The organism is Citrobacter sp. B72 (genome assembly GCF_016894305.1).
GTDB lineage: Bacteria > Pseudomonadota > Gammaproteobacteria > Enterobacterales > Enterobacteriaceae > Citrobacter > Citrobacter portucalensis.
Map to the genome: position 1 here is coordinate 183,493 of NZ_CP069802.1, position 24,729 is coordinate 208,221.

At 46.5% G+C, this 24,729-nt stretch carries 24 protein-coding genes; 12 read left to right on the top strand and 12 right to left on the bottom strand.

All coding sequences use genetic code 11. The annotated features are described in order from the left end of the window. Window positions 1–93 precede the first annotated feature (93 nt). Entirely contained in the window at window positions 94–726 is a 633-nt protein-coding gene (locus JQN59_RS25045) for a DUF6904 family protein (RefSeq protein WP_001567369.1), read from the top strand. A 28-nt stretch (window positions 727–754) separates the two neighbouring features. Here the strand turns inward: JQN59_RS25045 and JQN59_RS25050 are convergent, their stop codons facing one another. After that, window positions 755–2,158, bottom strand: coding sequence for an ISNCY-like element ISKpn21 family transposase (locus JQN59_RS25050; protein WP_001567368.1), 1,404 nt, complete (start codon window positions 2,156–2,158; stop codon window positions 755–757). Window positions 2,159–2,372: 214 nt separating this feature from the next. Here JQN59_RS25050 and JQN59_RS25055 point away from each other — a divergent pair, with 214 nt between their 5' ends. Genes JQN59_RS25055 through JQN59_RS25070 form a run of 4 tightly spaced genes read left to right on the top strand, consistent with a single transcriptional unit; the run spans window position 2,373 to window position 4,579 of the window. Then, the gene (locus JQN59_RS25055; protein WP_000785965.1) at window positions 2,373–2,690 is read left to right on the top strand and encodes a hypothetical protein; all 318 of its coding nucleotides are present in this window, start codon (window positions 2,373–2,375) and stop codon (window positions 2,688–2,690) included. A 22-nt stretch (window positions 2,691–2,712) separates the two neighbouring features. Continuing rightward, window positions 2,713–3,018 carry a hypothetical protein gene (locus JQN59_RS25060; protein ID WP_001100610.1) on the top strand — a complete coding sequence of 102 codons (306 nt, stop codon included), beginning with the start codon at window positions 2,713–2,715 and terminating at the stop codon, window positions 3,016–3,018. A 44-nt stretch (window positions 3,019–3,062) separates the two neighbouring features. Continuing rightward, window positions 3,063–3,593, top strand: a complete 531-nt coding sequence (locus tag JQN59_RS25065) for a trypsin-like serine protease (protein ID WP_223290065.1) — start codon at window positions 3,063–3,065, stop codon at window positions 3,591–3,593. Between the two features lie 17 nt (window positions 3,594–3,610). Then, a complete protein-coding gene (locus tag JQN59_RS25070) occupies window positions 3,611–4,579 on the top strand; it encodes an IS5-like element IS903B family transposase (protein WP_013815099.1) in 969 nt (322 codons plus the stop codon). A 182-nt stretch (window positions 4,580–4,761) separates the two neighbouring features. On the opposite strand, the gene JQN59_RS25075 is transcribed toward JQN59_RS25070, so the two are convergent. The 6 genes from JQN59_RS25075 to JQN59_RS25100 form a co-directional block, all read right to left on the bottom strand. Further along, window positions 4,762–5,676 carry an IS5 family transposase gene (locus JQN59_RS25075; protein ID WP_101430419.1) on the bottom strand — a complete coding sequence of 305 codons (915 nt, stop codon included), beginning with the start codon at window positions 5,674–5,676 and terminating at the stop codon, window positions 4,762–4,764. 496 nt (window positions 5,677–6,172) lie between these two features. Then, window positions 6,173–6,664 carry a hypothetical protein gene (locus JQN59_RS25080; RefSeq protein ID WP_000636790.1) on the bottom strand — a complete coding sequence of 164 codons (492 nt, stop codon included), beginning with the start codon at window positions 6,662–6,664 and terminating at the stop codon, window positions 6,173–6,175. 84 nt (window positions 6,665–6,748) lie between these two features. Beyond that, complete coding sequence (locus tag JQN59_RS25085) at window positions 6,749–7,264, bottom strand: hypothetical protein (RefSeq protein ID WP_000228894.1); 516 nt, start codon at window positions 7,262–7,264, stop codon at window positions 6,749–6,751. A 564-nt stretch (window positions 7,265–7,828) separates the two neighbouring features. Beyond that, on the bottom strand, window positions 7,829–11,164 hold the full coding sequence (locus tag JQN59_RS25090) for a hypothetical protein (protein ID WP_000502666.1): 3,336 nt from the start codon (window positions 11,162–11,164) through the stop codon (window positions 7,829–7,831). A gap of 222 nt (window positions 11,165–11,386) precedes the next feature. Further along, window positions 11,387–11,740 carry a hypothetical protein gene (locus tag JQN59_RS25095; protein WP_000769182.1) on the bottom strand — a complete coding sequence of 118 codons (354 nt, stop codon included), beginning with the start codon at window positions 11,738–11,740 and terminating at the stop codon, window positions 11,387–11,389. 153 nt (window positions 11,741–11,893) lie between these two features. Further along, window positions 11,894–12,502, bottom strand: a complete 609-nt coding sequence (locus tag JQN59_RS25100; protein ID WP_000926374.1) for a hypothetical protein — start codon at window positions 12,500–12,502, stop codon at window positions 11,894–11,896. Between the two features lie 193 nt (window positions 12,503–12,695). Between JQN59_RS25100 and umuD the strand changes: the two genes are divergently transcribed. Both umuD and umuC read left to right on the top strand, forming a co-directional pair. Then, on the top strand, window positions 12,696–13,130 hold the full coding sequence (gene umuD / locus JQN59_RS25105; protein WP_000111290.1) for a translesion error-prone DNA polymerase V autoproteolytic subunit: 435 nt from the start codon (window positions 12,696–12,698) through the stop codon (window positions 13,128–13,130). Beyond that, window positions 13,120–14,373: a translesion error-prone DNA polymerase V subunit UmuC gene (gene umuC / locus JQN59_RS25110; RefSeq protein ID WP_001371894.1), complete on the top strand. Its 1,254-nt coding sequence runs from the start codon at window positions 13,120–13,122 to the stop codon at window positions 14,371–14,373. Before umuD ends, umuC begins: the two co-directional genes overlap by 11 nt. Window positions 14,374–14,418: 45 nt before the next feature. Here umuC and JQN59_RS25115 read toward each other — a convergent pair whose 3' ends face one another. Continuing rightward, complete coding sequence (locus JQN59_RS25115) at window positions 14,419–15,228, bottom strand: DsbA family protein (RefSeq protein ID WP_000031378.1); 810 nt, start codon at window positions 15,226–15,228, stop codon at window positions 14,419–14,421. Window positions 15,229–15,490: 262 nt separating this feature from the next. On the opposite strand from JQN59_RS25115, the gene JQN59_RS25120 reads away from it, so the two are divergent. Continuing rightward, window positions 15,491–15,946 carry a hypothetical protein gene (locus JQN59_RS25120; protein ID WP_223230168.1) on the top strand — a complete coding sequence of 152 codons (456 nt, stop codon included), beginning with the start codon at window positions 15,491–15,493 and terminating at the stop codon, window positions 15,944–15,946. A 59-nt stretch (window positions 15,947–16,005) separates the two neighbouring features. Here JQN59_RS25120 and JQN59_RS27090 read toward each other — a convergent pair whose 3' ends face one another. From JQN59_RS27090 to JQN59_RS25135, 3 genes are all read right to left on the bottom strand, one after another. Beyond that, window positions 16,006–16,266 (bottom strand): hypothetical protein, encoded by a 261-nt coding sequence (locus JQN59_RS27090; protein WP_001439466.1) that lies wholly within the window; start codon window positions 16,264–16,266, stop codon window positions 16,006–16,008. A 195-nt stretch (window positions 16,267–16,461) separates the two neighbouring features. After that, a complete protein-coding gene (locus JQN59_RS25130) occupies window positions 16,462–16,854 on the bottom strand; it encodes a hypothetical protein (RefSeq protein WP_000843243.1) in 393 nt (130 codons plus the stop codon). A 24-nt stretch (window positions 16,855–16,878) separates the two neighbouring features. Next, a complete protein-coding gene (locus JQN59_RS25135; protein WP_000720274.1) occupies window positions 16,879–17,628 on the bottom strand; it encodes a thioredoxin fold domain-containing protein in 750 nt (249 codons plus the stop codon). A 147-nt stretch (window positions 17,629–17,775) separates the two neighbouring features. Here JQN59_RS25135 and JQN59_RS25140 point away from each other — a divergent pair, with 147 nt between their 5' ends. The 4 genes from JQN59_RS25140 (at window position 17,776) to JQN59_RS25155 (ending at window position 20,656) form a co-directional block, all read left to right on the top strand. Continuing rightward, window positions 17,776–18,315 (top strand): lytic transglycosylase domain-containing protein, encoded by a 540-nt coding sequence (locus JQN59_RS25140; RefSeq protein ID WP_000494968.1) that lies wholly within the window; start codon window positions 17,776–17,778, stop codon window positions 18,313–18,315. Window positions 18,316–18,397: 82 nt separating this feature from the next. After that, window positions 18,398–18,955 carry an HAD domain-containing protein gene (locus JQN59_RS25145; RefSeq protein WP_001371950.1) on the top strand — a complete coding sequence of 186 codons (558 nt, stop codon included), beginning with the start codon at window positions 18,398–18,400 and terminating at the stop codon, window positions 18,953–18,955. A 123-nt stretch (window positions 18,956–19,078) separates the two neighbouring features. Beyond that, entirely contained in the window at window positions 19,079–20,140 is a 1,062-nt protein-coding gene (locus JQN59_RS25150) for an HNH endonuclease signature motif containing protein (protein ID WP_000902297.1), read from the top strand. A 9-nt stretch (window positions 20,141–20,149) separates the two neighbouring features. Continuing rightward, entirely contained in the window at window positions 20,150–20,656 is a 507-nt protein-coding gene (locus JQN59_RS25155) for a YrhA family protein (RefSeq protein WP_000654195.1), read from the top strand. A gap of 122 nt (window positions 20,657–20,778) precedes the next feature. Here JQN59_RS25155 and JQN59_RS25160 read toward each other — a convergent pair whose 3' ends face one another. Beyond that, window positions 20,779–24,729 (bottom strand): conjugal transfer protein TraG N-terminal domain-containing protein, encoded by a 3,951-nt coding sequence (locus tag JQN59_RS25160; protein WP_000386160.1) that lies wholly within the window; start codon window positions 24,727–24,729, stop codon window positions 20,779–20,781.

A 24,729-nucleotide genomic window follows, 5' to 3' on the forward strand; every position in this document is an offset into this window, starting at 1 on the left:
CGTTATCCAGCTCAATTAAAATGACCACTTTGATCTCTCATTCTCTTTACTGATAGACTTTCCTCCGACTGAAACAACAGGATGATTGAGCCCATGCTTCGATACGAGTTAACGCCGAACAATGCAGGTTTTATACTGTGGGGAGATTCAGAAGCCCTGAATGAATTACATGAACTCATTCATTACATCGTGGATGAAAGCCCACTGATTAAAGTTAAAGACGGATTTATGTTATCCCTTGCCTATGATATTCGTAAAGCACGGGAAGGTAATCGTCGTGTTGAGCAACATCAGTATGATCAACATGATACATATAAGCTTTATGGTGTTGAGCTTTTATGGCCTCTGGTCCTGGTACAGTCCTCAATACTCAGAAACTCAATGGGTTATATTCAGACAGACAAAAACCAGCTGTCTGTCATGTATGCCTTTGAATACCTGATAGAATCAGCATTAACAGAGTCTGAGAGAACAACGTCGAATGATATTATGCTAACAGTAAAATATGCATCAGACTCTGATTTTAATTTCATTGAGGATAATATTGACAGCAGGTGCTGCTATTTTATCAGCCTATCTCCGGAGCAAAGAAAAAAGCAGTTAATCAGTATTGTTCGTTCTTTTCATTCATTATGGGGTAAGTATGCCCGTGAAAAGCAGGACATAAAGATGCTGAACGAAATGAATAATACATCATGGGTCTGGCCGGACAATATCAACTGGTGAGCAACCACTGTCCGGCCAGTGAGTACCATCAGCGGGCTCTTTTACCAAAAATGTCCTCTGAACGTGACTGAAGCTGTTTGAGTGCTTCGAGCATGTCATCATTATCCAGTGAGCGCTGGGATTTCTTCCCTTCCTGCTTTGGCCGTCGTCGGGAAGGGCCATCTCCAGCGGGAATTGACTGAGAGCGCGTGTTATCCCGCTTGCTCTGCACCAGACTGATAAACTCCAGGGTTCGGCCAAGACGCTTGTTATCGACAATCGCGCCCTGGTCGATTTCTGACAGTCGGTCGTAGGTAGAGTAGGGAAGTAGCGTACCGTTCAGGCGCAGCTCTTTTCTGCCATCAGGATAGTGATACACATCGATATATTTACCTATTGCACGGCGACTCAGTTCGCTGTCTTCAATCAGGTACAACATTTTATCATATTGTATCGTCAACGATTTTGAGACTTTACGTTTTTCACGAACAGTGAAAATAAGCCCCAGGTCCTCATCATGTTCTACAGCACGGTGTACGTCAAAATCATGTCGCGGTACTTTGCCAAAACGGCGGTTATAGTCAGCCATATAGGCCTCAGCGAAGTCATTTGCAGCCTCCATTGAACAAATGCCCTGTAACCGCAGCTCTTTGACCAGACGATCCTGTAAAGTGAGGTGAGCTCGTTCTACACGCCCTTTGGCGGGACTGGTTTCTGCACAGATAGTCTGGATGTTCAGTTCATGCATGGCTCGCCCAAACTGAGTATGCCCGTCTCCGCCTGTGGCGTGTTTATTGTTAACACGAAAAACACCGGCTTTATCGCTGTACAGTGCCAGCGGTTTACCATGCTTATCGATATAGCGCCGCGTGGCTTCGAAGTAAGAAAACGTGGACTCCGATTTAACAAACAACAGTTCCATCAGTTTGCTGGTTGCATCATCAACATAGACCAGCGCGGTGCAGGCCGGGCCACGGCCTTCAAACCAGTCGTGATCACAGCCATCTATTTGTATCAGCTCACCAGTACACGGACGCCGGTACCGTGGTTGAGGGATCCTTGCGGCACGTTGTTTACGGGGAACCCATAAGCCAGCCCGCACCATGATGCGCCGGACAGTTTCTTTGCCAAGAAACAGTCCGTGGAGTTCTTCGAGCTTTTCACGCGCCAGAGTCGGACCGAAATCAGCATAACGCGTCTTGATCAGTTCCAGAGCCTGATCTGCGAGCCCGGGTGGCAACTGGCGGTTACCACGCATGCCACATCGTCTGCTGGCCATACCAAGCGGTCCGCCTTCACGGTAACGGGCAAGAAGTCTGCGGCATTGCCTGTCGCTGATACCGAGGTGCTCGGCCGCACGGCGCGTTGTGATGCGACGTTCAATGACGTCCTGTATAATCTTGATCCGGTTGATCTCTTTCAAAGTAAACACTCCTGAGCTTTCTGCGCTCATGATATGCCTCCCGGTAGTTTAAACGGACCAGTGAAGCTTACCATAGCGCGGACATCTGAATTGAGCCACAGGCGGACATTACTATTGAGCCATTACACATGTTAGTGCGCATAATCATGATTATGTAAGATCAGCGTTAAGTAGTCGATTTATTTGAAAGTGACGTCGTCTTTAAGTTAAAATCACCTATAATCAATACCTACTGGAGCAGCTCATGGCTGACACCTACCTCCCCCCGGGCTTTAAAAAATGCAAATCATGTCAGCAAGTTAAACCCTTTGAACAGTTTGGAAAAGAGCTCAAGGGCAAGTTTGGCCTCAAGAGTAAATGCCGAGCGTGTATTAGCGAGAAAAACAAAACGTACGCAGCAGGCCCAGGGGCCGAAGTAAAGACGCAAAATAATAGGACCTACCAGGCAGAAAACAAGACTGAGCTCGCGGAGAAAATGCGCGTTAAGCGTGCGAAAGAAAAATTTGGTGATCGCTATAATTCCTACCTCGCTTCTTTAGAGTCCATGAAAAAACTCAAATAATGTAATCGCCAACGGAGGAATAATGAATGTACATCTGAAATATGATACGATAAAGCACTATCACTTTGATTGGCTAACGCCTGCTGGCGACTATCCTAATTCAGCGGTTATGCTCGTAGGTTTCCGTGATGGGCGCTGGATTATTGTTCAAGAGTTCGGAAATGATTATAGCTGCTTCGAGGGCGTTCTGAAGAATGGTGATGATCTTAATACGGAGCCTAAATTCTATTCCGACTTAGAAAGCGTAGCGGTTGCTGCTTTTGGCATGATGAAGCAGATATATCCCCAGTACCAAGATAGCACGTTAGAAGAATTCCTCGCTGGATAAAATATTCTAGAAACCAAACTCGCCTTATTCGAAGGAAACTGACTATGTATAGAAAGGTTTTAGCTCTTTCAGCCTTACTGATTTCTGCTTGTTCCACCGATAATCCTCATAAACAAAGTATGCACCACAATGATTTTGAGCTTTCGGACTCAGCTGTAAAAATTCAAATCAAGTCTGGAAATAAGACAATCTCCGGCTCAGGTACTTGGATCGATGAACAACATATTCTTACAGCTTCACATTTATGGCTTGATGCAAGCAAGGATTATAGTCTAAGTATAATAACAAGGAATGGGAGCCAACCAGCAACAGTTATCAATATTGATGATCCTAAGAACCGGGACCTCGCTCTTTTAAAAGTAGAAAAAAATACTATTGTCAAAGCCCCACCTAATTGGAAGCTTCCAGTATGTGATAATGTTCTAGCTCCAGGTGAGTCTGTTTGGGTTCTATCGGGAATGTATAATACGCTTTCAAATACGTATGCTTCCCCCGACTCAACCTACTATTATAAAGGAATAGTTGGTTCTGATGGTTTGACTGCTTTTTATCAAAATGGAGGCTTTGTTGAATAAATCGAACTTTTGCTGAGTTGAAGGATCAGATCACGTATCTTCCCGACAACGCAGACCGTTCCGTGGCAAAGCAAAAGTTCAAAATCACCAACTGGCCCACCTACAATAAAGCCCTCATCAACCGTGGCTCCATAACTTTCTGGCTGGATGATGAAGCTATTCAGGCCTGGTATGAGTCAGCAACACCTTCTTCACGAGGCAGACCTCAGCGCTATTCTGACCTTGCCATCACGACTGTGCTGGTCATTAAACGCGTATTCAGGCTGACCCTGCGCGCTGCGCAGGGCTTTATTGATTCCATTTTTTCTCTGATGAACGTTCCGCTACGCTGCCCGGATTACAGCTGTGTCAGCAGGCGGGCAAAGTCGGTTAACGTCAGTTTCAAAACGCCCACCCGGGGTGAAATCGCACACCTGGTAATTGATTCCACCGGGCTGAAGGTCTTCGGTGAAGGCGAGTGGAAAGTCAAAAAGCATGGCCAGGAACGCCGCCGTATCTGGCGTAAGCTGCATCTCGCCGTTGACAGTAAAACACATGAAATCATCTGCGCTGACCTGTCGCTGAACAATGTGACGGACTCAGAAGCCTTCCCGGGTCTTATCCGGCAGACTCACAGAAAAATCAGGGCAGCATCGGCAGACGGCGCTTACGACACCCGGCTCTGTCACGATGAACTGCGGCGTAAGAAAATCAGCGCGCTTATCCCTCCCCGAAAAGGTGCGGGTTACTGGCCCGGTGAATATGCAGACCGTAACCGTGCAGTGGCTAATCAGCGAATGACCGGGAGTAATGCGCGGTGGAAATGGACAACAGATTACAACCGTCGCTCGATAGCGGAAACGGCGATGTACCGGGTAAAACAGCTGTTCGGGGGTTCACTGACGCTGCGTGACTACGATGGTCAGGTTGCGGAGGCTATGGCCCTGGTACGAGCGCTGAACAAAATGACGAAAGCAGGTATGCCTGAAAGCGTGCGTATTGCCTGAAAACACAACCCGCTACGGGGGAGACTTACCCGAAATCTGATTTATTCAACAAAGCCCATTTCTTCCCAAGCTGACTCGCTGATTAAAATTTCGCGGATCTGGGCCGATTTTTTTCCCGCAAACACATCGAATCAGCCTATTTAGGCTATTTTTTCCACCATTTCTGGCGTTATTTCCGGTTTTTACTGAGATCTCTCCCACTGACGTATCATTTGGTCCACCCGAAACAGGTTGGCCAGGGTGAATAACATCGCCAGTTGGTTATCGTTTTTCAGCAGCCCCTTGTATCTGGCTTTCACGAAGCCGAACTGCCGCTTGATGATGCGAAACGGGTGCTCCACCCTGGCACGGATGCTGGCTTTCATGTATTCGATGTTGATGGCCGTTTTGTTCTTGCGCGGATGCTGCTTCAAGGTTTTTACCTTGCCGGGACGCTCGGCGATCAGCCAGTCCACATCCACCTCGGCCAGCTCCTCGCGCTGTGGCGCTCCTTGGTAGCCGGCATCGGCTGAGACAAATTGCTCCTCTCCATGAAGCAGATTACCCAGCTGATTGAGGTCATGCTCGTTGGCCGCGGTGGTGACTAGGCTGTGGGTCAGGCCACTCTTGGCATCGACACCAATGTGGGCCTTCATGCCAAAGTGCCACTGATTGCCTTTCTTGGTCTGATGCATCTCCGGATCGCGTTGCTGCTCTTTGTTCTTGGTAGAGCTGGGTGCCTCAATGATGGTGGCATCCACCAAAGTGCCTTGGGTCATCATGACGCCTGCTTCGGCCAGCCAGCGATTGATGGTCTTGAACAATTGACGGGCCAGTTGATGCTGCTCGAGCAGGTGGCGGAAATTCATGATGGTGGTGCGATCCGGCAGGGCGCTATCCAGGGATAATCGGGCAAACAGGCGCATGGAGGCGATTTCGTACAGGGCATCTTCCATGGCACCGTCGCTCAGGTTGTACCAATGCTGCATGCAGTGAATACGCAGCATGGTCTCCAGCGGATAGGGCCGTCGGCCATTGCCCGCCTTGGGATAAAACGGCTCGATGACAGCGGTCATATTCTGCCATGGCAGAATCTGCTCCATGCGGGAGAGGAAAATCTCTTTTCGGGTCTGACGGCGCTTAGTGCTGAATTCACTATCGGCGAAGGTGAGTTAATGGCTCATGATGTCCCTCTGGGATGCGCTCCGGATGAATATGATGATCTCATATCAGGAACTTGTTCGCACCTTCCCTAGACTTAACGATGTTAAAATTTTGGTTGTATTAAAATCCTCCTGCGAAAGTGAAATCATCCATGTATTATCTTTATGATAGTCGGTGATATAAATAAAATGAGATGTAAAAGGCGTTGAGTGATTGAACTCTCCTAAGTTCCATCCATACTGTCTCACTGTATTTGAGCTAAGTTCTTTGTCGGTAATGTTCATAATTCATACCTTTCGATAAAGTCTGTAATGATAATTAGCTATCTCAAAGGCCCAGAACAACTCTTGAAATAACCTCACTCGAAGAATTTATCATATTGAACACCCCTACCTAATAACCTTGCCGACTTAATAAATCACAATAGCCCTCCCCTGTCATTTTAAAACGCTACTTGAATTTTTGATAGCTTATAGTTGTTTTACGTTCTTTGTGATACTCATATGTCATCTTCTCTTTCCAGTACCAATCTTGTAAATCCTGCAAGTCTAGCCCATTTTTCTCACGTATGCTTTCGTGTAATTCGCTAAGCGCGAGTTTATCATTAGGTTTATAAATGGCTAATTTTTCTTCAAATAAATCCAGCCAACGTTTCCCCATCTTTCGACGCAAAACAAACACCATCGTGATAATTGTACTGAAATGCACAGCAATTAGTTCCAACTTATGCGATTGCTGACCAGATAAAATTACTATTGTAACAACAGGGATGGCCGTATATAAAGCAATCAAAGCGACCATAAGTTGATATGGTTTTTCCCGTATTACCATGTCCATGGGTAAACCAGAGGACGCTACTGCTTGCCAAAATCTTAAATACCTTCCGATGGACTTAAACCTTTTCCCGTTTTTATGCATAAACCTGTTTTTATTTACTATCATGTTAGACCTCTATTTTTCTGTAATTCTAGAAGAATGTTACCTTAACCCTTAACAGGGATAACACCGCATGTATTATCTCCATAATCAAAGCGCAGGGCCGGTAATAAAAAGTACCATACCATCGATGTGTAGTTCGTTCAGTGCATCCCTGTCCGTGGATAGCTTTCTAATGTTGTCAGGAGTTGCATCAATCGGGTATAAATCTTGCGTCAGTTTGACGAGATTCTTCTCAGTGCAGGTAAGACCGCCTTCAGCGAGAGTGCGCAGGTAATCACTAAACACGACTTCTTTTTCATCAGAGGTAAGTCGCTCGAAGTACCCCATATGTTCGGACGTGAAATTCTCATCTGCAATACTTCTCACTACTGAGATGATATCCGACCTTATGACCAACTCCCGCACCGCAGCATAAAAAATCCTGCCGTAATGTCCTGACACGTTTTCCTTTGCGAGCCACCAGCGCTCATCCGTGGTAACGGGTACTGTGGTCGGGGATGCCAGTAGCAGAACGGGGCTTAAACCGGATCGCGATAACCCTTCAGCAAAAGCTTCTTCAGGAAGACTGCTAACAGGCTTGCCTTGATAACGTGCTTCTACCATCTATGCTTCTCCTTTCTGATGTAGGCATGACTGCCTTCTATTTAAGCAATCAGTAAACCGGATTGAGCTGAGCAACGTTATCCTTCTCCCATCATTGCTTGCCACTTTTACCATAAGCGCCAAACAATTAGCCCCATTATTCCGGTTGTAAACTGAACCTTAACACTAACCAGTATGAATCGGTCATCTGGGGCAAAGTGTCCACCGGGTTGAAGTAGCCAGGTTGTTAGCGGCGGATGGAAAGCCAGTACGAATCCGTAAACTATAAAAGCCAAGCTCAGTAAAAGAAGGAGCATGCGCCCAATACGTTTGAGTTGATAAGATAAACTCGCGCTAGTTTTTCGTGGGGGTACGATATGGTCTTTCAACACTGTCTCCTTGCCAGCAAATGCCGAAGCGCTGGCATAAAGATTAAACAATTTTTATGCCAGTTACTCCGGCGAGATGGGTGATAATCCTCGTTGCCATCATAAAGCCTTATCTCTTTCAAATTTGAGCGATAAGGGGTCTTTGAGCCTGTAATGGCTTTTTGTTTGATGTTTTGATGGCACCTGCCCCCGCGTTTTACCATGACCGAAGTACATAGCGGCTCACACCTTCTGCTGGCTGTTGCCACTCGCTATTCTCCGTTGACGGTCTGAGGCGCGTCGAGCCCCGGGAGATGTTTTTCATCGCCTGCTCAAGAGTGTCCATCCTGTAGGTTTTGATGTTCACCCCTTCTTCAGAAATAGGCCCCAGCAGTTCCGTAACCTCACGCTCACCCTGATAAATATCGACCCACTGTGTAATATTCACCTTATCACCATTCGCATCAATGCCACGTCGGTTAAAGTGGTCAATTTCAAACTCACACACGGTTACCGGTACCAGCCCCTCCGGGCGCGGATACCCGAGTATTTCATCAAAACCAGGTTCCCCTTCATCAGTGACCAGATCAGGCGTCAAATAGAGTTTTCCGTTACGGGAAAAATGCGCAACATGGCAGGACCACTGGTCATTTAACATCGTTGGCATGCTTGTGAACATTCCTGAATACCACCGTCTGGCATTATCAACTGATTTGGTGACGAGGATTTCATCTGGTACTTCCCCGTTGTCCATGGTGTAAAAACTGAGAGACAGAGCGGTATTTCTGCGTGAAAGTAGCTTTTCTTTATTGACCTCTTTATTTTCAAATTTGGACAGGTATTCCTCAAGGAACAGCGCCTGCAACTCGGGTGTCGGCGCTTTCTGATAAAACCAGTCGGCCAGGTCTTTAGTGCCAATATAGATGAGGCTGGCTTTACCTTTTTCGCTCTTGACCGCAACAGGAGCCATTAGGCTTACTTGCTGTACGTACTCACTGGTTTCATTGATACTTTCATAGGCCTCAATCCACTGGCCAAGCAGATTGGTGTAAATCACCGGATCGTTCAGCTTTAAAAACTGCTTAAGAGCCTGAGCGCCACGGGAGCATGTATCAAAATAACGCTGCTTCTCTTCGAAGCTTTTGAAAGCAGTCTTTTTGCCCGACCATGTGGCCACCAGCTGTTCATCTTCGAACAGGGTGTTTTCAGCTGGTAAGAAGTGTTTCATTTTCGCAAAACGTTGATGAGTGACGTTTAAGACATTTCGGGATGTAGCAAGTACCATTCGATGAACCCAGGCATGCCCTTCCATCCGGTTGTCGCATTCAAAATTTGCTGGTGCGGCATATGCAACAAGTTTCCCTGAAGCATTTACCGATAACCTGACCAGCTCATAGCCTTTGCTGCTAATAAAATTACGAACCCCGGGAAGATGTTTGAGCCCCACATCAGCGAGCATATAGAGCTGGTTCAGGAGCTCTTTGGAGCCCTTCTCTGTACTCATGGCAGCTTCCAGCGTCGCCCCCCTGTTATCAGCTCGCCAGGCTACAATGCATCGATCTATCAACTCTGATCTCAGATTAGGCTGGCCAATATTTCCATCGGCCAGAGCCTGGCTCAGCATCTGCCGGTAAGGTTCTTCTGCCTCACGCTCGGCACGAATATAATTTAAAGCCATCTTGAAGAAGCGAATGTAAAACAGGTGATTAGACCTGAATTTACGTCTGTGAATGTACCATTCGAGCTCCTCCGCTTTAATGGTATCCATGCACAGGAAACCCAGTTCAGCATCATTCCTGCTGGACTCCTTAAATAAAGACAAATTCACCTTACAATTGAAATCTCGATCCGTTGAGTATCTGTTTACTGTTGCGTTGACACAGATATCGTCTCCCTGACGGAATGCAATAACCGGCTCATAGTTTTTATGGGTTCTCCCAAGCCATTTATAGCCAGAGTAGCTGTTGTCTTCCTGAACTGCTCCTGGTGCTGTCACTGGGTTCATCAACGAATCCCAGTTGCACATTACCCGGGATCCGGACTGAAGGCATGAGTTTGCCTGTTCAAGATAACTTTGCAGAGACGGCCGTGTCTCAGCCATACCCAAAAGGCCAGAACCGTCTTTGTCGTGCAGAAATTGGAAGTACCGTTCCTGGAACTCAAGGCTCAGAAAACTGTAAGGGGTATTGGTATCATAGAAATCACCAAATAGTTTGAGCCGGTGATCGAGGCCGCAGATAAGGATCAGGAAACGACGGTAGTGAAGTGCCATAAGATCATGCTGCTTCAGTCGGTCGGTATAACTGACGTCCTCAAACTTTATGGTGCTGCCATCAATCCCCTGGAAATGTGCTTCCTGTTCGCTGGCGGAAGGGAATAGCTGCGAAGCCCCAAGATGGCTTTCTACCGAAGAGTAAACCTGATGAATATTTTGACCGTCCCGGACCAGAAGGAATACAACCCGGTTCCTGTCATTGCGGACATGATTTTCCCAGGGATCGCGGTAATCGATATAACGTCGTGTTGTGGCCATACATACGATGGAACGTTCGGACGGAAAAATCTGCTCCACCAGCCCGGGGCTGGTTCGTAAAGTTTCATGAAATTTTTCCATATCAGAGAAGTCGAACCAGCTATCGAGATCGCACCATACGGCCAGCTCTTCATCCACCATCAGCTTTGCCTGAACGACCTGGAGCGGGAGGTGTGATGGAGCGGATTCACCCTTCACGATATTCACTACCTCAACGTCTTTGCCGGTATACAGTTCCAGACTGCCAACGCCATCGTGGATTTTCTTCACATATTCCATGGCTTCTTCTGTAGTGGCCAGACTTGCCGCTGCAACTTCCTCGAAATAGGGCAGCATTCTTTTGCTGGCATTAGCGATTGCCTGCGTTCGTTGTGTGATGATTTTGCTGATGGCTGTGCTGATCTGCCCTTCTTTTAAGGCCGCTTCTCTGATTTGTTCAATGCGGGTATCTGAAATACCAGAGGACAGAGCATTTTGAACTGATCCAATCGCCAGTGAGGTTACCGCCTGCTGCTCTTGTGGGGGCACTAACGCAACGCTAAGGCCCGTCACAGGGTTTTCACGGTCATCTGTACCTAATTGCTCAATCGCAAGGTCACGGAGCCCCTGAGCATCGCTCACGAGGGCTGTAAGCGATGCCTGTAGGCTATTCACTTCTTCCTGAGCTTGTCTGAGTTCAGCATCCCGGATTACCTTATGGTCGGGTTCAAATACAAAACTGGACAGAAAATCCTTAACCAGGAAGCGATGCTCTCGCATTTCTTTGCCACGTTCCCTACGGTTGCCGCTGCTGTCTTCAGTGACAATAGCTACAGTCTGACCGTAAACGCGGGGATGGGCGCGTAGAATCACTGTGTGCAGCTTATCTTCAACGTAACGCAAAGACGTAATGAGCAGCGTATCCCCTGCCACAATACCCTCTTCAGGGATGCTGTCAGTGGACGTCCAGTACTGACCCGCCAGCAAAGAATGAAATCGCTCTAAACGGTCAATGTTATTTTTGCTGACCAGGTCACCCATATACCTTTCCTTCCAGATTCGTATGTTAGGTGAATCATACCAGATTGCACTTACCGTCTAATAACTCAAAAAACACCAACTTCGGCATTCACTAGAAATGAATCCGTCCACTATTATTCATTAATTAAATAGATTCTTAGATATGAATAGCGCATTGCTTTTAAAGCAGGTTTCGCAAAGGGTTAAAAAAGGCTTCTTAAGTGAAGCCTTTAATAATAAATGCTACTTATCTTCAGAGGGATACATTTCCCAGTATTTATTACGTACATTAACAAGGCAATGGTCTGCTGTTTCTGAAGCGCCTTTGTCGCGGTTTACAAAGGCTTCTGCAACTTCATCCAACTTATCCGGTACCGTATTTAATGGTAATGCCTGCTTCAGGTTGGTGGTTACCAGTTCCTTTGCTTTATCATGATTAAGTTCAGTTCGGATGCTTGCATCTTTACAAATATCATCAACCTTACCATCAAGAATAATGTTTGGGATAGGTTCGTTTTCAACTTTATGTGTAGTATTAGCAGAGGAGCCAAAAGCGACTGACATCATCGCACACAGCAGAATATTTTTTAATTTCATAGTTCACTCCATTATGACTATTGATATCTACTTATGAAGTATTAGTTATATCATGTTTGCCGTCAAAACATAGAACCCACTGTTTTGACTTTAAACATATCATGCTACAACGTTTTTTTGCACGTGACTTTAGTAGGCATGATTTATGAGGTTTCAGCAGGACGTCAGATTGTTGTCGATCCAGTATTGATGCAAGCCTACCGTCCATTTCTTCGATAAGGCCGAAAGTAAAAGCGCTAAACCACAGCAGTTACCAGGAGTAAAAATTCGTATGGGATCTGGAGAACCGACTTTAACACTCATAATGAACTCCAGAATGTTGCCATGGCATAGACTATTTCTAAGCCTGACGATATCTGCTTCAGGTTTTTTACCAGCGTCTATCTTTGCCAACATATTCTTCTCGGCTGGAAATGACAGTAATTCTATCGGCATCCCTTCCTGCTTAGCCTTTCGCATTAAAGCGTTACTCATTACTGACGTACCATCTAAGTCCACCAGTACAGGAACTGACTGCTGAACGTTAACAGTTGATTTCAACTTCAGCGTAACCCTGAGTGATGTTTCGATCCCATTCAGAAAGCTCGTACAGGCCGGTAACCATAGACCATGATGCAGCGCCTCGGTTGCTTGTTTAAAAAACCAGTCAATCACGGGGACAGTGCAATGCTCATAATAGTGATTTACCTCGCTGAACCTTGCCATATAAGCATCGTACTCAGCCTGGTCTTCAGGAGATAAAAAATTTGGTGGGAGGAGCATCAGAATCCTTTCATCCTAGCTTGTATACCTTCTTCGTAGGCCAGCTCGCCATTATCGGTAAAAGATGGTTTTTGATGTTTATGATAAAGCTTAATTTTTCGTCAGGCTTGATAGCGTTACCGGAGAGATTTGATCTTTTCTCTTCAACTCGCAATACTGTTTATACATACAGTACAAGAATTCGAGTGTAGCTATGTCTGTTATCCTTGAGCACATTAGCAACAAGCCTTACGAAATGGCACCTTTTTTCAGTGATTTACTAAGCTGTGGAGTGATGAGTCCGTGCGCCGGGCATGAAGATAATGAATTAAATTTGCATGAATATGTAGTCCGCAACCGCCCCTCAACCTTCTTTGTCAGGGCGGCGGGCCTCAGTATGATCAATGCCGGTATCAATGATGGAGCAATACTGGTTGTGGATCGGTCTTTAACAGCACGACACGGCTCTATCGTCGTTGCGCTGGTGGATGGAGAGTTTACGGTAAAGATCTTACACACGTATCCTGAGCTGCTTTTGATGCCTTCTAATCCAGCCTATAAGCCGATACGTGTAAATCCTGAATCCCTTGAGATATGGGGCGTCGTCACCTTTGCACTGAATCAGTTCAGCCATGTACATGCACGTTGATATTAACGGAGCCTATGCGGCATTTGAGTGTGCGATGGATCCCAAGCTGTCAAAAAAGCCGCTCATCATAGCCAGCAATAACGATTCGTCCGTCATTGCAATGAATAAACTGGCTAAAAGCGTTGGTATTAAGCGTGGGACCCCAATTTTTAAGTGCAGGGATTTGATTCAGCAACACCGGATCGAAGTCCGGAGCTCTAACTTTACTTTGTATGAAGACTACTCAAATCGCTTCCATGAAACGCTGGAAAGCTTCGCGCCTCAATCGAGTCGATATAGCATAGATGAAAATTTCATGTTATTGAAAAACATGAACAAGATAATAGATTATGAAGATTACGGCCGGTTGATCAGAAGTACACTTCTTCATAATCTGTCCCTTACCTGTGGTGTGGGTTGTTCAAGCACCAAAACCCTCGCTAAATTATGCACCTATGCGAGCAAACGATGGGCAGCTACAGGCGGGGTTGTAGTTTTGACTGATCAGGCCAGGATCAGGAAGCTCCTGAGCCTGATCAGTACCAGAGAAATATGGGGTATTGGTCGAAAGATTAGTGAACGCCTGTCGGCTTTCGGGATCATCACTGCCGGTGATTTTTATAATAGCGACGTTCGCTTTTTACGTAAAAGCTTTGGCGTTGAAATCGAGCGTACCTGGCGGGAACTGCATGGCGAACCATGTTTCCGGCTGCACGAGTCTCCTCCTGTCAGGCAACAGATTATCGTTTCCAGAAGTTTTGGTCAGCGCCTTAATGAGATAGGCAAGCTACATGAGGCAGTTTCATTTTTTACCGCCCGGGCGGCAGAGCAGCTGCGCAAGGATGGCTCGTGGACCCGTCAAATCACAGTCTTCATTCAGAGTAGCAATTATGCGCAAGGTGAAAACCGCTACAGCAATTGTGGTATCGAGCCGCTTACCGCTACACAGGACACCCGCGATCTGGTTGATGCAGCCATGACCATCCTGAACCGCATTTACAGACCCGGGATAGCGTATGCGAAAGCAGGGGTAATGCTCTCCGCTATGACTGACGGCACAGAGCAACTCAGCCTGTTTGATACTCGCCCGGCCAGGCCTGGCAGTCAGGCACTGATGAAAGTTATGGACCGGTTCAATAAAGAAAAGCGCGGAGCTCTGTTTTTACTGGGGGAAGGCATTCAACAGGATTTTCGTATGAAGCAGGCCATGCTATCACCGAGATATACGACCCGCTGGGATGAATTACTCGTTGTAAAAGCGTAGCGGCCATGACCGGCATGGCCGTACTCATCAAATGTGAAAGTAACTTTAGGCCCCGCGAGCTTTTTCGATTGCGCCCTGCAAAGTTGCTGCGTCCATAGCCCCGGGGATAAATGTGGTAGTCGCCGCATTCGGCTTTTTCATATTCATAATGATGAAACCGGGTGTGCCGGTGATCCCGAGCGCTTCGCCCAGCTGCATATTGCCGGAGATCACGTTTTCATACCGGTTTTTTTCCCTGTCAGAAAACGTGCTGTTAAACCCTGACTTTTCCACCACAGTATTAAAGTCAGTGAGTTCGAATTTGCGTTGAGAGGTCATGAAGGTATGAGCCACAGCCATCAGGTTGTTGTGGTACTTACGATAGGCTTCAGCACCGAAATTCTGATAGACGTGCAGACCCGTAGCGGCCCCCATGGCAGATACAGGTTTTGAACCGGCAAAAATCGGGAATTCTTTAAAGAAGAATTTTACATCTTTGCTCTGATTCATTACCGATTCAACAACAGGTGTAACCCGCATGCAGTAAATACACTGATAGTCGAAGAACTCGATTACCGCGACGTCGGCGTCATCAGGGCCGATGTTTGGCGTCTCCTTGGTATCCAGCAGAGCTGGCGCATATGGAATTATTCGTTCCACTGAGGCACTCACGTTCTGATTTTCCAGCGCCTTACCTGCTTCCACTAAATAATGGGGATTTTTTACCAGGTAAGTAGCGGCAATTTTGCCAATTTCTTCCTCACTGAGCACCTTCGGTTTAAAATAAGTTGCCGTGATTAACGCCGAGGCAGCGGTAGCAATAACCGCAGAAATTAAAATCGTGGCCATCGGTTTTAAATAAAATTCTTTAGACATAGCTACCTTTATGCTTTTCAGCCTGTTAGTTATTAACCTGCGATGGATTATACTGGCCCGGTAAATCGGAATTATTCGTGAAACAATGCTTTTTGGAGATTAAAGGATGATTAGGCAGGGCTTTATACTCACAACCGCAATGCTTTTGAGTGGATGCGGATATCATTTCGCAAACCAGGTAGATGCGTACGATCTAATGCCTCGTCCTGTTACAAATAAAAGGTTTCAGATAGTCCCTCCGGACGAAAGTATTCAGTCCAGAATGTTTTCAGGCCGTTTTGCTGATGGATTAGCAAAAAAAGGAGTCATTATTTCCACTCACCAGCCAGATTATGTGCTCAGGTTCCGAATCAGCAGCTCACAGGAGAACATGCAGTATAGCGAGCAGCTTCTTACTGGGGTGACAGGCTACGTTGTAGATAAAAAGACAACGAGAACTGACAAGCATGGCGAATTGCATACTGACTATGACTACAAGCCAGTCGATGGGGTAATAGGCACTGAGACGATGTCGCAGATGCACTATATGCGACAGCTGGATGTCGAGGTATACCCGTCAGCGAAAGGAGCAAAGCAGGTTCTGAAAGTGAGTATGCAAAGCAATGCACCTGTGCCGTCAGACAGCATTGCTTATTCAGCAATGATCGACGCCTTTACTGATAAATTTGATGCGCCGCTGCGTTCCGGAAATTATGTTGCAGTGATCCCCTGGAACTGAAAGCAGACGGCGGGAAGAGAATGTTCAAAAGTGACTTTTGGACACGCACATTAACGTGGCTATCGCCCTCCCCCATTAAAATCATAAAGTCGGTAAAGATCGCCCATCGTGATGGAATTGGGCTTATTAATGAACAGATACTGTAACTGTTCTTTATGTTGAGTACTGGCAGCTGCATTCATAAGCACTTCCAGGTAGAACTTGTAGCCTATGCTTCGCTCTGAATACATATACTGGAACTGCATCAGTAAAATGCCTGACATAACATACAACAGCAGCAGACTGAGTAATACAGTGCTATCAGGCTGTTCCAGTGCCATACTGACATACCCTGAACCCAGAATGCACAGAAGCCACCCCGTCATTAGAGCAGGCACCCTACGACTCAGACGTTTATAACAACGTTTTATTACGGGATCCCGGAGATACTTTTTGTCAGGTATCCCCGTTGCTCTGATGACGAAGCTACTGAGTATCGACATCTTTTTTCCTTCTGGACGCTCTCAGTCAATAAATCAGGCCAGGCGCTCATTGAAAGCTACCACGAGCTGCGAATCGGGATTTTTTACCAGTTCGGGCCGGATAACTTTTAGTTGCCTCGTTGGGGCGAGCTCATCTGTAGGCCTGATGGTGGTATTACCCGGCCCCTTGCGGGTACTGTCGGTGTTTACCTTGAGCTTTTTATTTCCCAGGTAGCTTTCCATCTTTTTAGAGATGGTGTCACCTGTGGTCGCAACACCAGAGAGTTCCTTTAGATGTTCACCTTTATCCATTTGTACCGATGACATCAGAAATCCGATTCCGGGATCGTTTTCCGTTCCACAGGCTCCGTACTGACATTGTGCAGCGAAAACGGGCTGTACACCTACAGCAACCAGCATTAACGTACTCAGTAAAGTAGATTTCATACACACCTCTTACAGTCGGAAAAGTTACTTTTGCGCAGCGCCCATTTGGGTCACCAGGTTTTCCGGGCTCAGCCACCCCGTAAATAACTGCGGTTTGCCGCTTAGTGTCACCATGGTAGGAGTACCTTGCAGCGGGATTGTTGAGGCCACCTGGAAATGCGATTTGATAATGTTTAAGCAAGCCTCATCAGGACGTCCTTCCGGGATAGTTGAAACCGGATTCATCGCTGCATCCAGAGCTTCGTTTGGCTTTGCTGAACACCAGATTTTGGCCATGTTCCCGGCTACTACCGAGTTCAGTCCTGCACGTGGGAATGCAAGAAACTTAATCGAAATACCGGCATCAAGATAAGACTTCAGATCATGATGCAGTTTTTGGCAGTATCCACAGGTTATATCGGTAAAGATAGCAAGCCGGTATTTTTCGTTTGGTGATTTGTAGTCGATGGATTTTGTTTTGGATGCGAATTCCCGGACGCCCATTAAAATGGCCTGCTCAGTGGTGTTTACCACATCTTTACCTTTCACGTGGAATAAGCTTCCGGTAAAAATGTAATCTCCGTCTTTGCTCACGTAACTTACCCCCTCCCTGGAAATCACCGTAAAAATATCTTTTACTGGCGAGGGTTCGACGTGCTCGATTGAAAGCCCAATGGCTTTGAGCTTATCCCGGGCTGCATCTGGCAGTACCATTGTATTAACCGGCTCGGCATTCATCGTGAAGGCGGTACTTAATGAAAGAAGTAATACCGATGCCTTAATAATTTTTTTCATTTCCGCTCCTTAAATCGAGCACTAATATTATCACGCCCCAAAATTCCAGAATTTTGCTTAAACGCTTAAATCAACGGGTAAAGCCGAAAGAAAGTCGATAGATATATGGGAGAATAGATAAAACGTAGATTCAGTGGAGAAATCGTTGTGTTTACACCACCAGCAGATGATGTGAAACCTATTCCCGTTCCTGATGAGATTTACACTCAGTGCATTACGGATGCCGCCCGCTACTTCGGAATTGATGCTGAACTGGTTTTTACGTTGTTTGACAATGAAGGCGGTAAGGTTGGTACTTTCAGCAGGAATACTAACGGCACTTATGATATTGGCCCAATGCAGATCAACTCATCCAATCTACCTGAAATAAAAAAGCATTTCCCGACGGTAACGTGGCGGGTTCTGGCTTACGATGCTTGCGCAAGTTTCTGGGTTGGAACATGGTGGCTCTATAGAAAAATTGTTGATCGCAAGGGCAATGTGTTTGAAGGGATTGCAGATTACAACAGCAAAACCCCAAAGGTACGTGCAAAGTACATATTTAACTTCATGGTAAAGTACAATCGCCGGATCCAGCAGCGTAACGGGATGGGTGAGCTTTATCAATGGACCCAGCAACCTCCTCGATACAATGGCCATATAGCTAAAAATGTCCCGGAGCAAAACCCGACTCCTGTTGTTAAATAAATACAACCCGATATTACAGAAGATCATCGAGTGGCTTGGGTAAACCACCACAAATATTTCACACTGACTCAGGAGTAATATATTGTCTTCTTCTGCAAGAAATTTATTTAAGATTCTCTCTTCTTTCTTGATCCAGAAAAACCCTCATCATGAAGAAGTATGTGTTCATGAAGAAACAACAGCTGGTTTATGGGCCCCTCTCCCTGATTCGCATGTCGTGCTTTTCTTAGATTTCGATGGGGTTTGCCACAGGTGTAAAAATGAAACCTTTGAGCGAATGCCACTGTTAGAGAAATTGCTGGATAACTGCCCTGCCATGGTGATTGTTATCTCCAGCTCATGGCGTGAGTGCGCTAATACAAGTTATCTGAAATCTCTGTTCCGGGTGCCTTATAGAGACAAAATCATAGGTGCAACCGGTTCGGTATATTTAAAACACGGACAGACTGGTGTGCGGGCTGCCGAGTGTGAGGACTTTGTCTTTTCACATCGAGTTAAAGCATTTATCTGCCTTGATGACGACGAATCATTATTTCCGGCCGGTTATCCGCATTTGCACAAAACCGATTATTACACGGGCCTCACCGAATCTGACCTTGCAGCTCTTAACGCAAGGTACCATCAGCTCATGGGACGCTGATGAACAAAGTAACTTTCCTTTTACCCTGTCACTGCTGATCTCGTACGCCCATCCACTTTAGGATTGATTGTTTTATACCATACGCAATAATGTCTCATATGAATTCGACAAGAAAGGGACATTATGCTGCATCACTGTCAGGCTAAGTCACTGGATGACATATACCTTGAGGATATTCCCCACATCATACATCCGGCCACGGCGGTACATGACCTCGAAGATACCGCCCTGCCAAACCGGATTATTCAGGAATGGAATTTACCGCAGGGATATACACAGTTTGTCAGCCGGTATCACCAGTTCCACCATCAACGCCCCTGGCTCGCTTACCGCGATACGCTTGACGACATCAGATACGGTAAGATCGTTCTGCTTAGAAAAGACATAACCGGCAATGCCGGGCCGGGGGTTATATCAAATGGCAACCTACGCAATGACCTGCCCCTGTCCCTCTTTACCCGTCTGCGCGATATCATCTCTCGTCAGTTGAAACGCCCGGGGTATTACGTTCGATCAACGACACCAGCACAGCACGCCCAATCAACAAAAACCATTAATTCCAAAGCGGCTGGTCGTCTTCTCGCAGCTGGCGGGCTTTATAATGGAAATGTGGAGGGATTTCGACATACGGCTGAACAACTTGGCGGCGAAGCTGTTGAAGGCTATGACCAGGTATTGAACGAAACAACTTCAGGTATGCTGGTTGCAGCGGCTTCACTTCTGGTTATCCGAAATCCAAGGTCTGCGGATGAATTGACAAGTTATCTCGGCAAGTACAAAAAAGCACACGTTTTGCTCGATGATATGAATGTTAGCGAATTGAACTACATGCGCCGAGACAGAGCTGAATATTTAGCTCTCCGTGGACAATTCAACAATACTGTACGCCCTAACTTCCTTAAATCACTTTCAGACCACCCAGATGCCCTGGCTACGTTTGAACCTAACGATTTGATGAAACTTGCAACAGGCAAGGTCCCCTCTGGGTGGCAGGTTCACCACAAGATCCCTCTTGATGATGGTGGCACAAACGCTATAGACAACCTGGTACTTATTCAGAATTCACCATACCATTCAGCACTGTCGAAAGCACAATCCATCATTACGAAGGATCTACCGTATAATTCAAGCACCAAAGTTCTATGGCCATCGCCGAACGGTGTTATCTACCCGGTAGGAAAGTAAGAGGCGCTCATGAAAGATTTAACTCAACTACTCAGCAGCTTAAAGAGGTTGATGGTTGCAGATCACTACCCTTTAGCCAGCCCGGTAGCCCCGGAAGTCTTGAAAGACTTAATCTGCAATCCGCCTCCAGTGGAGTGGGCAGATCACAAAAAGAGCGCCTATATAGATATACAGAAACTCATTAAAACCAGGCTTGATTATGCCCAAGTGTTTAATGCTATGGATGGTTTTGAGTACAACGGACTTACGTTTTATAACCTTGTTCAGGCAGAGAACGAAAATCTATTGTGGTCAAATATTTACATACGCAACTTTGAAGCACGAGACAATGAAATCTACGTTGACCCAAATCTCACTGATAAGGTGTTAATCGGAGAAGATGGCATGTCACTTTTCGCTTATAGTTTTGCAGACGACTGCTTTCAGATAAGAGACAAAGCATCTACTGATTATGTTATTGAATCTCATACAGAGTTTGATAGATTTTTGTCTTCACTGATTCAAACCGTCAGTTGAATGTTCCGCAAGAGCGGTACTTCTGAAAAAAAGGCCGCAAACACATACTTTGCGGCCTTAATTGTTTAGCAGTAATTTACAATCTATTGATAGTCATTTCAGGAGGTTATATTCAACCTCCCTTATTTTTTATTTTCATTAAGCCACTGATCCGCTTTATCGACACGTGACTGGTAAGGCTCATTTGTGTTGCTCAGCTCTGACTTCATGTACTGAATGAATTCATCTGCTTTCTGAGGCCCAAAGCGTGGGTCATCCGTCAATTGCTGCCGGATAGCCCTTTCAGAGTTCTGCGCTGCATTCGCATAAGTCGAAACGCCGTCGCTGCTAATACTCTGATACCGGTCACTTACAGCTGCGACGCCATCAGACATCTGCATGTGATTAAGGACTTTACCCTGGAGAGAATCAGGCATATTTGCAGGGTTAGAGGCATCATTTGCTATCGATGTCTGGGTTTGAAGGATGCCCGCTCCCGTAAGCATCTCATTTACCGGTTTCGCCCCAACGCTGGTTAGCGTATCCGAAACAAATTGCTGGCCCCCGAGTAGCGCACCAGAAATCGCGCCCCGCTCAGTGTTGGCCTCTATCTTTTCCCCAACCAAGCGATCTGTGACGGTCTGAGTGCGGTTACCAACGAGACCACCGCCCGACCCACCTTCTCCCAGGTTTGCCCGTACGACTGACTCAAGTGAACCATCAGCTCTGTTATGAGTGTTGAAACTGCTATGGATGCTCTTAACGTCATTCATACTCCAGTTAACGTTATAGTTACCCAGTTCATTAAGGATCTTCTGGGTATCCGCTTTGAGCTGCTCTCTTTCGGCACCGGTAGCCATGGTGCTGGCACCATAGGTAAAGACAGCTTGCTGTGCCAATTCAGCTCGCTTATCGTCCCGGCTTAAGTTCGGGTTGTTGGCAACACGACTAAAGTAGTTATCAGTGTTATTAGATAAGCCACGAACTTGCCCGCTCTGATACATACTGTTCAAAGCAGTGGCTCGTTGATCCATTCCATCACCAACCACCCGACCTCCAACCTTTTCCAGATCGTTAAATGTGCCTTCTGCATTTCTGACATCCTGACCCGAATTGACGACTTTCTCTACACCCTGATTATTCAGTACAGGTCCATTCTTTTCGAGAGAATTAAGCACATTCCTTTCTTCATCAGAATAAGTGCGGCCCACGTTGTTGTTATGTATTCCCTGAATATCGCCTTTGCCCGCGTTATCAAGGTTATACGGAGTAAAGCCAGCTTCACTTTTTCCAGGGACATGCTGTGTCGCGTCCTGAGCGTTGGAGGAAAGACCGAGTTTAGCCTGCGAATCTACACTTCCACCCAGTTCCCCTACGCGTGACGCACTCATCACGCCAGACGTATTTACGCTGTCAGGAGTTCTATCCTGTGCCTGAGTGATAGTATTAATTCCTGACCCGTCACCTGAAATTCTGTCGAGCTGATTGGTGATAGGTAGCAGCTGCTGTGCATTACCACCGAAGTCGGAAACCAGACTTTTAAGCAGGCTGGAGGTTTCACGGAGATCCTGTTTATTACTTTCGGCCGTCTCTCCCCGGGCGGTATCAATCGCAATTTTTTGCTCACTGAAATCTCGGGTTGCAGCCACAAGCGCGTCAGTACGTTGAAGCTGCGATCCAAGCTGATTACTGGCCTTGAAGGTATCGTTATAGGAGTTGAATTTCTCCATAAACGCATTCTCATCCAGCCCATTCTTACGAGCAAAATTCCTTACATCATCATCACTGAAGTTTTTGTTGCGAATAGAATCGGAGAACCTGTCCAGGTTAATGCTTTGTTTAGAATCAAGGCTCATTCCACTATTGGAGCTTGCGTTAGTCGAAACCGATGTAGAAATATTTTGCGCCATCGTCTGTGTCGCCTGGTTCATTTTCGACGATGCTTCTTTAAACGCATTAGTATTGGATATCTGATCGCTGCTTACCTGAGACGCCGCTTTACTGAACTGGTCAGTTAACGCAGAATCCTGGCTAAGCTGATTCGTGATTGCTTTTGAAAGGTCATTTGAAAGCGAGTCACTGCCTGTATTGGTCTTAGATGCACCGCTACTCAATTGCCCTGCTACAGCCGCTTTCAGCCCGGCTCCATTGCCAGTTCCAACACCTCCATTAAGCCCAGCGTTGAGAATAACATTTGAAGCAATGCTGGCCATCTGAGACGCACTCACCCCATGTTTCGTTGCAATACCTTCTGCTACAGAGGCACCAATCTTATCCGAGATCTGCTTCATTGTTTGCAGGTTGGTTGAGAACTGCTGGCTCGACTGTCCTGACCTTCCAATTTCGCTCATCTGACTGTAACCAGCCTGGAATGAATTACTTGCCGCACTCATAACTGATGAGGTTACAGCTGATCCTTGTCCCTGGCTGTTAGCGATACTTGAACCAGCATTCCACATTCCAAGACGGAAATTACTTGAATCAACTGCGCCGCCATCGCTGTATCCCTGACCGGTACTGGTTAAGGCGGTTCGTGTCACGTCACCAAATGAAGATTTACCGCTGTTAGGGCCATCCCATACTTTGGGCGTTACATGACCAGTATCCACCGGCGCATCGGGGGTCACTCCCTTAACCGCATTCATCATCGGGTGAATCGACTGTGTCATCAGGAATAATGTGAGTACCGGAATCAGAGCATAGAGGGCGGAAGCAACAGACAGGTATGAACTGTATGTTTCCGCAAGCCCTGGGAGTCCCATCCACGTGACGGCATTATTCTGGCTGTTGAGGGTGCTCCAGGTATCCAAGTCGGCCGTCGCGACTTTCTTCACATACGCGTTGACCATTACTGCCGTAAGCGGCCACATATTCACGAAGAGGATAAGTTGCAAATATTTCGCCGCAGCGGCAACACCATTACCACCTAACGCCAGCAGCATAAGCAAAGCAAATGGAGCAACCATATAAGCAAACATTTCAAGGAATGCGATTGCTGCTCCCGACAGTTGTAACCACAACTGGCCCTGTGAAGCCATTGTGTTGGTTCGCTTCAGAGAAGCCTCAAACAACTGCATATCGGAAGCCAGACCGAGTGGGGTCTTATATTTGCTTGCGCCATTTCTGAGCTCATTCATAATGAACAGGTTCAGGGTGGCGTCATACGAACCAATAGCCTTACCGTACATACCATTTGCTGACGCCATAACATCAGTAAAGCTTGCGCCGGTAGGTGCACCATTTGCTTCGTCTGGAGTAAGGATGCCGTTTGTCTGTCCTATAAGGGAAATAGTCTGGCGAGCTTCAGCTGTACTGGTAACCTGTTTCACAGTTGACCAGACCTCATCACACGTACCAGATTTTGAACCGTTAGCGCCAACAATACTGGCAGAGGCATTCTTCAGTGCGCCTTTCATCGCCTGATTAATCCGGTCCATGCTATCTGCCAGATTAGCTGAGAAAATATCGTTAAAAATAGTTTCTTTACCGGCAATATTTGCGCTTGAGTTTTGGGTAGCCTTCAGGCAGTTGTATGCAAGAGACTGAACGGTAGCACATACGTTCATTGGCCCTAGCCCGCTGGCCGGTTCAGGAAATGCGGAACAGTAGCCCTGGCTATCGCCGCCCCATTGCAAAAACTTCACGAATCGGATCATCGGACCGAGGGTGATGTCATCGTCCAGAGTTGTTGCAGACAGGTCCACCGGAGAAAGCGGATCAAACGCTGTTTTATAATCCTTCAGCAAACCCTGGCTTAAGTTAGTGGTGACGGTTGCCATCGCAGCAATAAAAATTGGAATTCCGTCGACGTTTCTGACCTCTCCCGACTTTACAGATTCAATAGTTACATCCACTCGAACCATTGCCATCATGAAAAGGATCAACCCCAAAAACCAGGAGAAAAACGGTAATTCATTTTTGGTCGGAGCCTGAAGCCATAGCCACGTTTTATAGAATAGGCTCACACCTGCTACAACGGCGGCCGTGGTCAGGAACTCTTTTACACCAGTATATTGAGAAAAGATCAGGGCAATACCGGTAAAAGCCGACCAGACAAAATCAATATCACCCAGGGTATATATGTTGTAATCCAT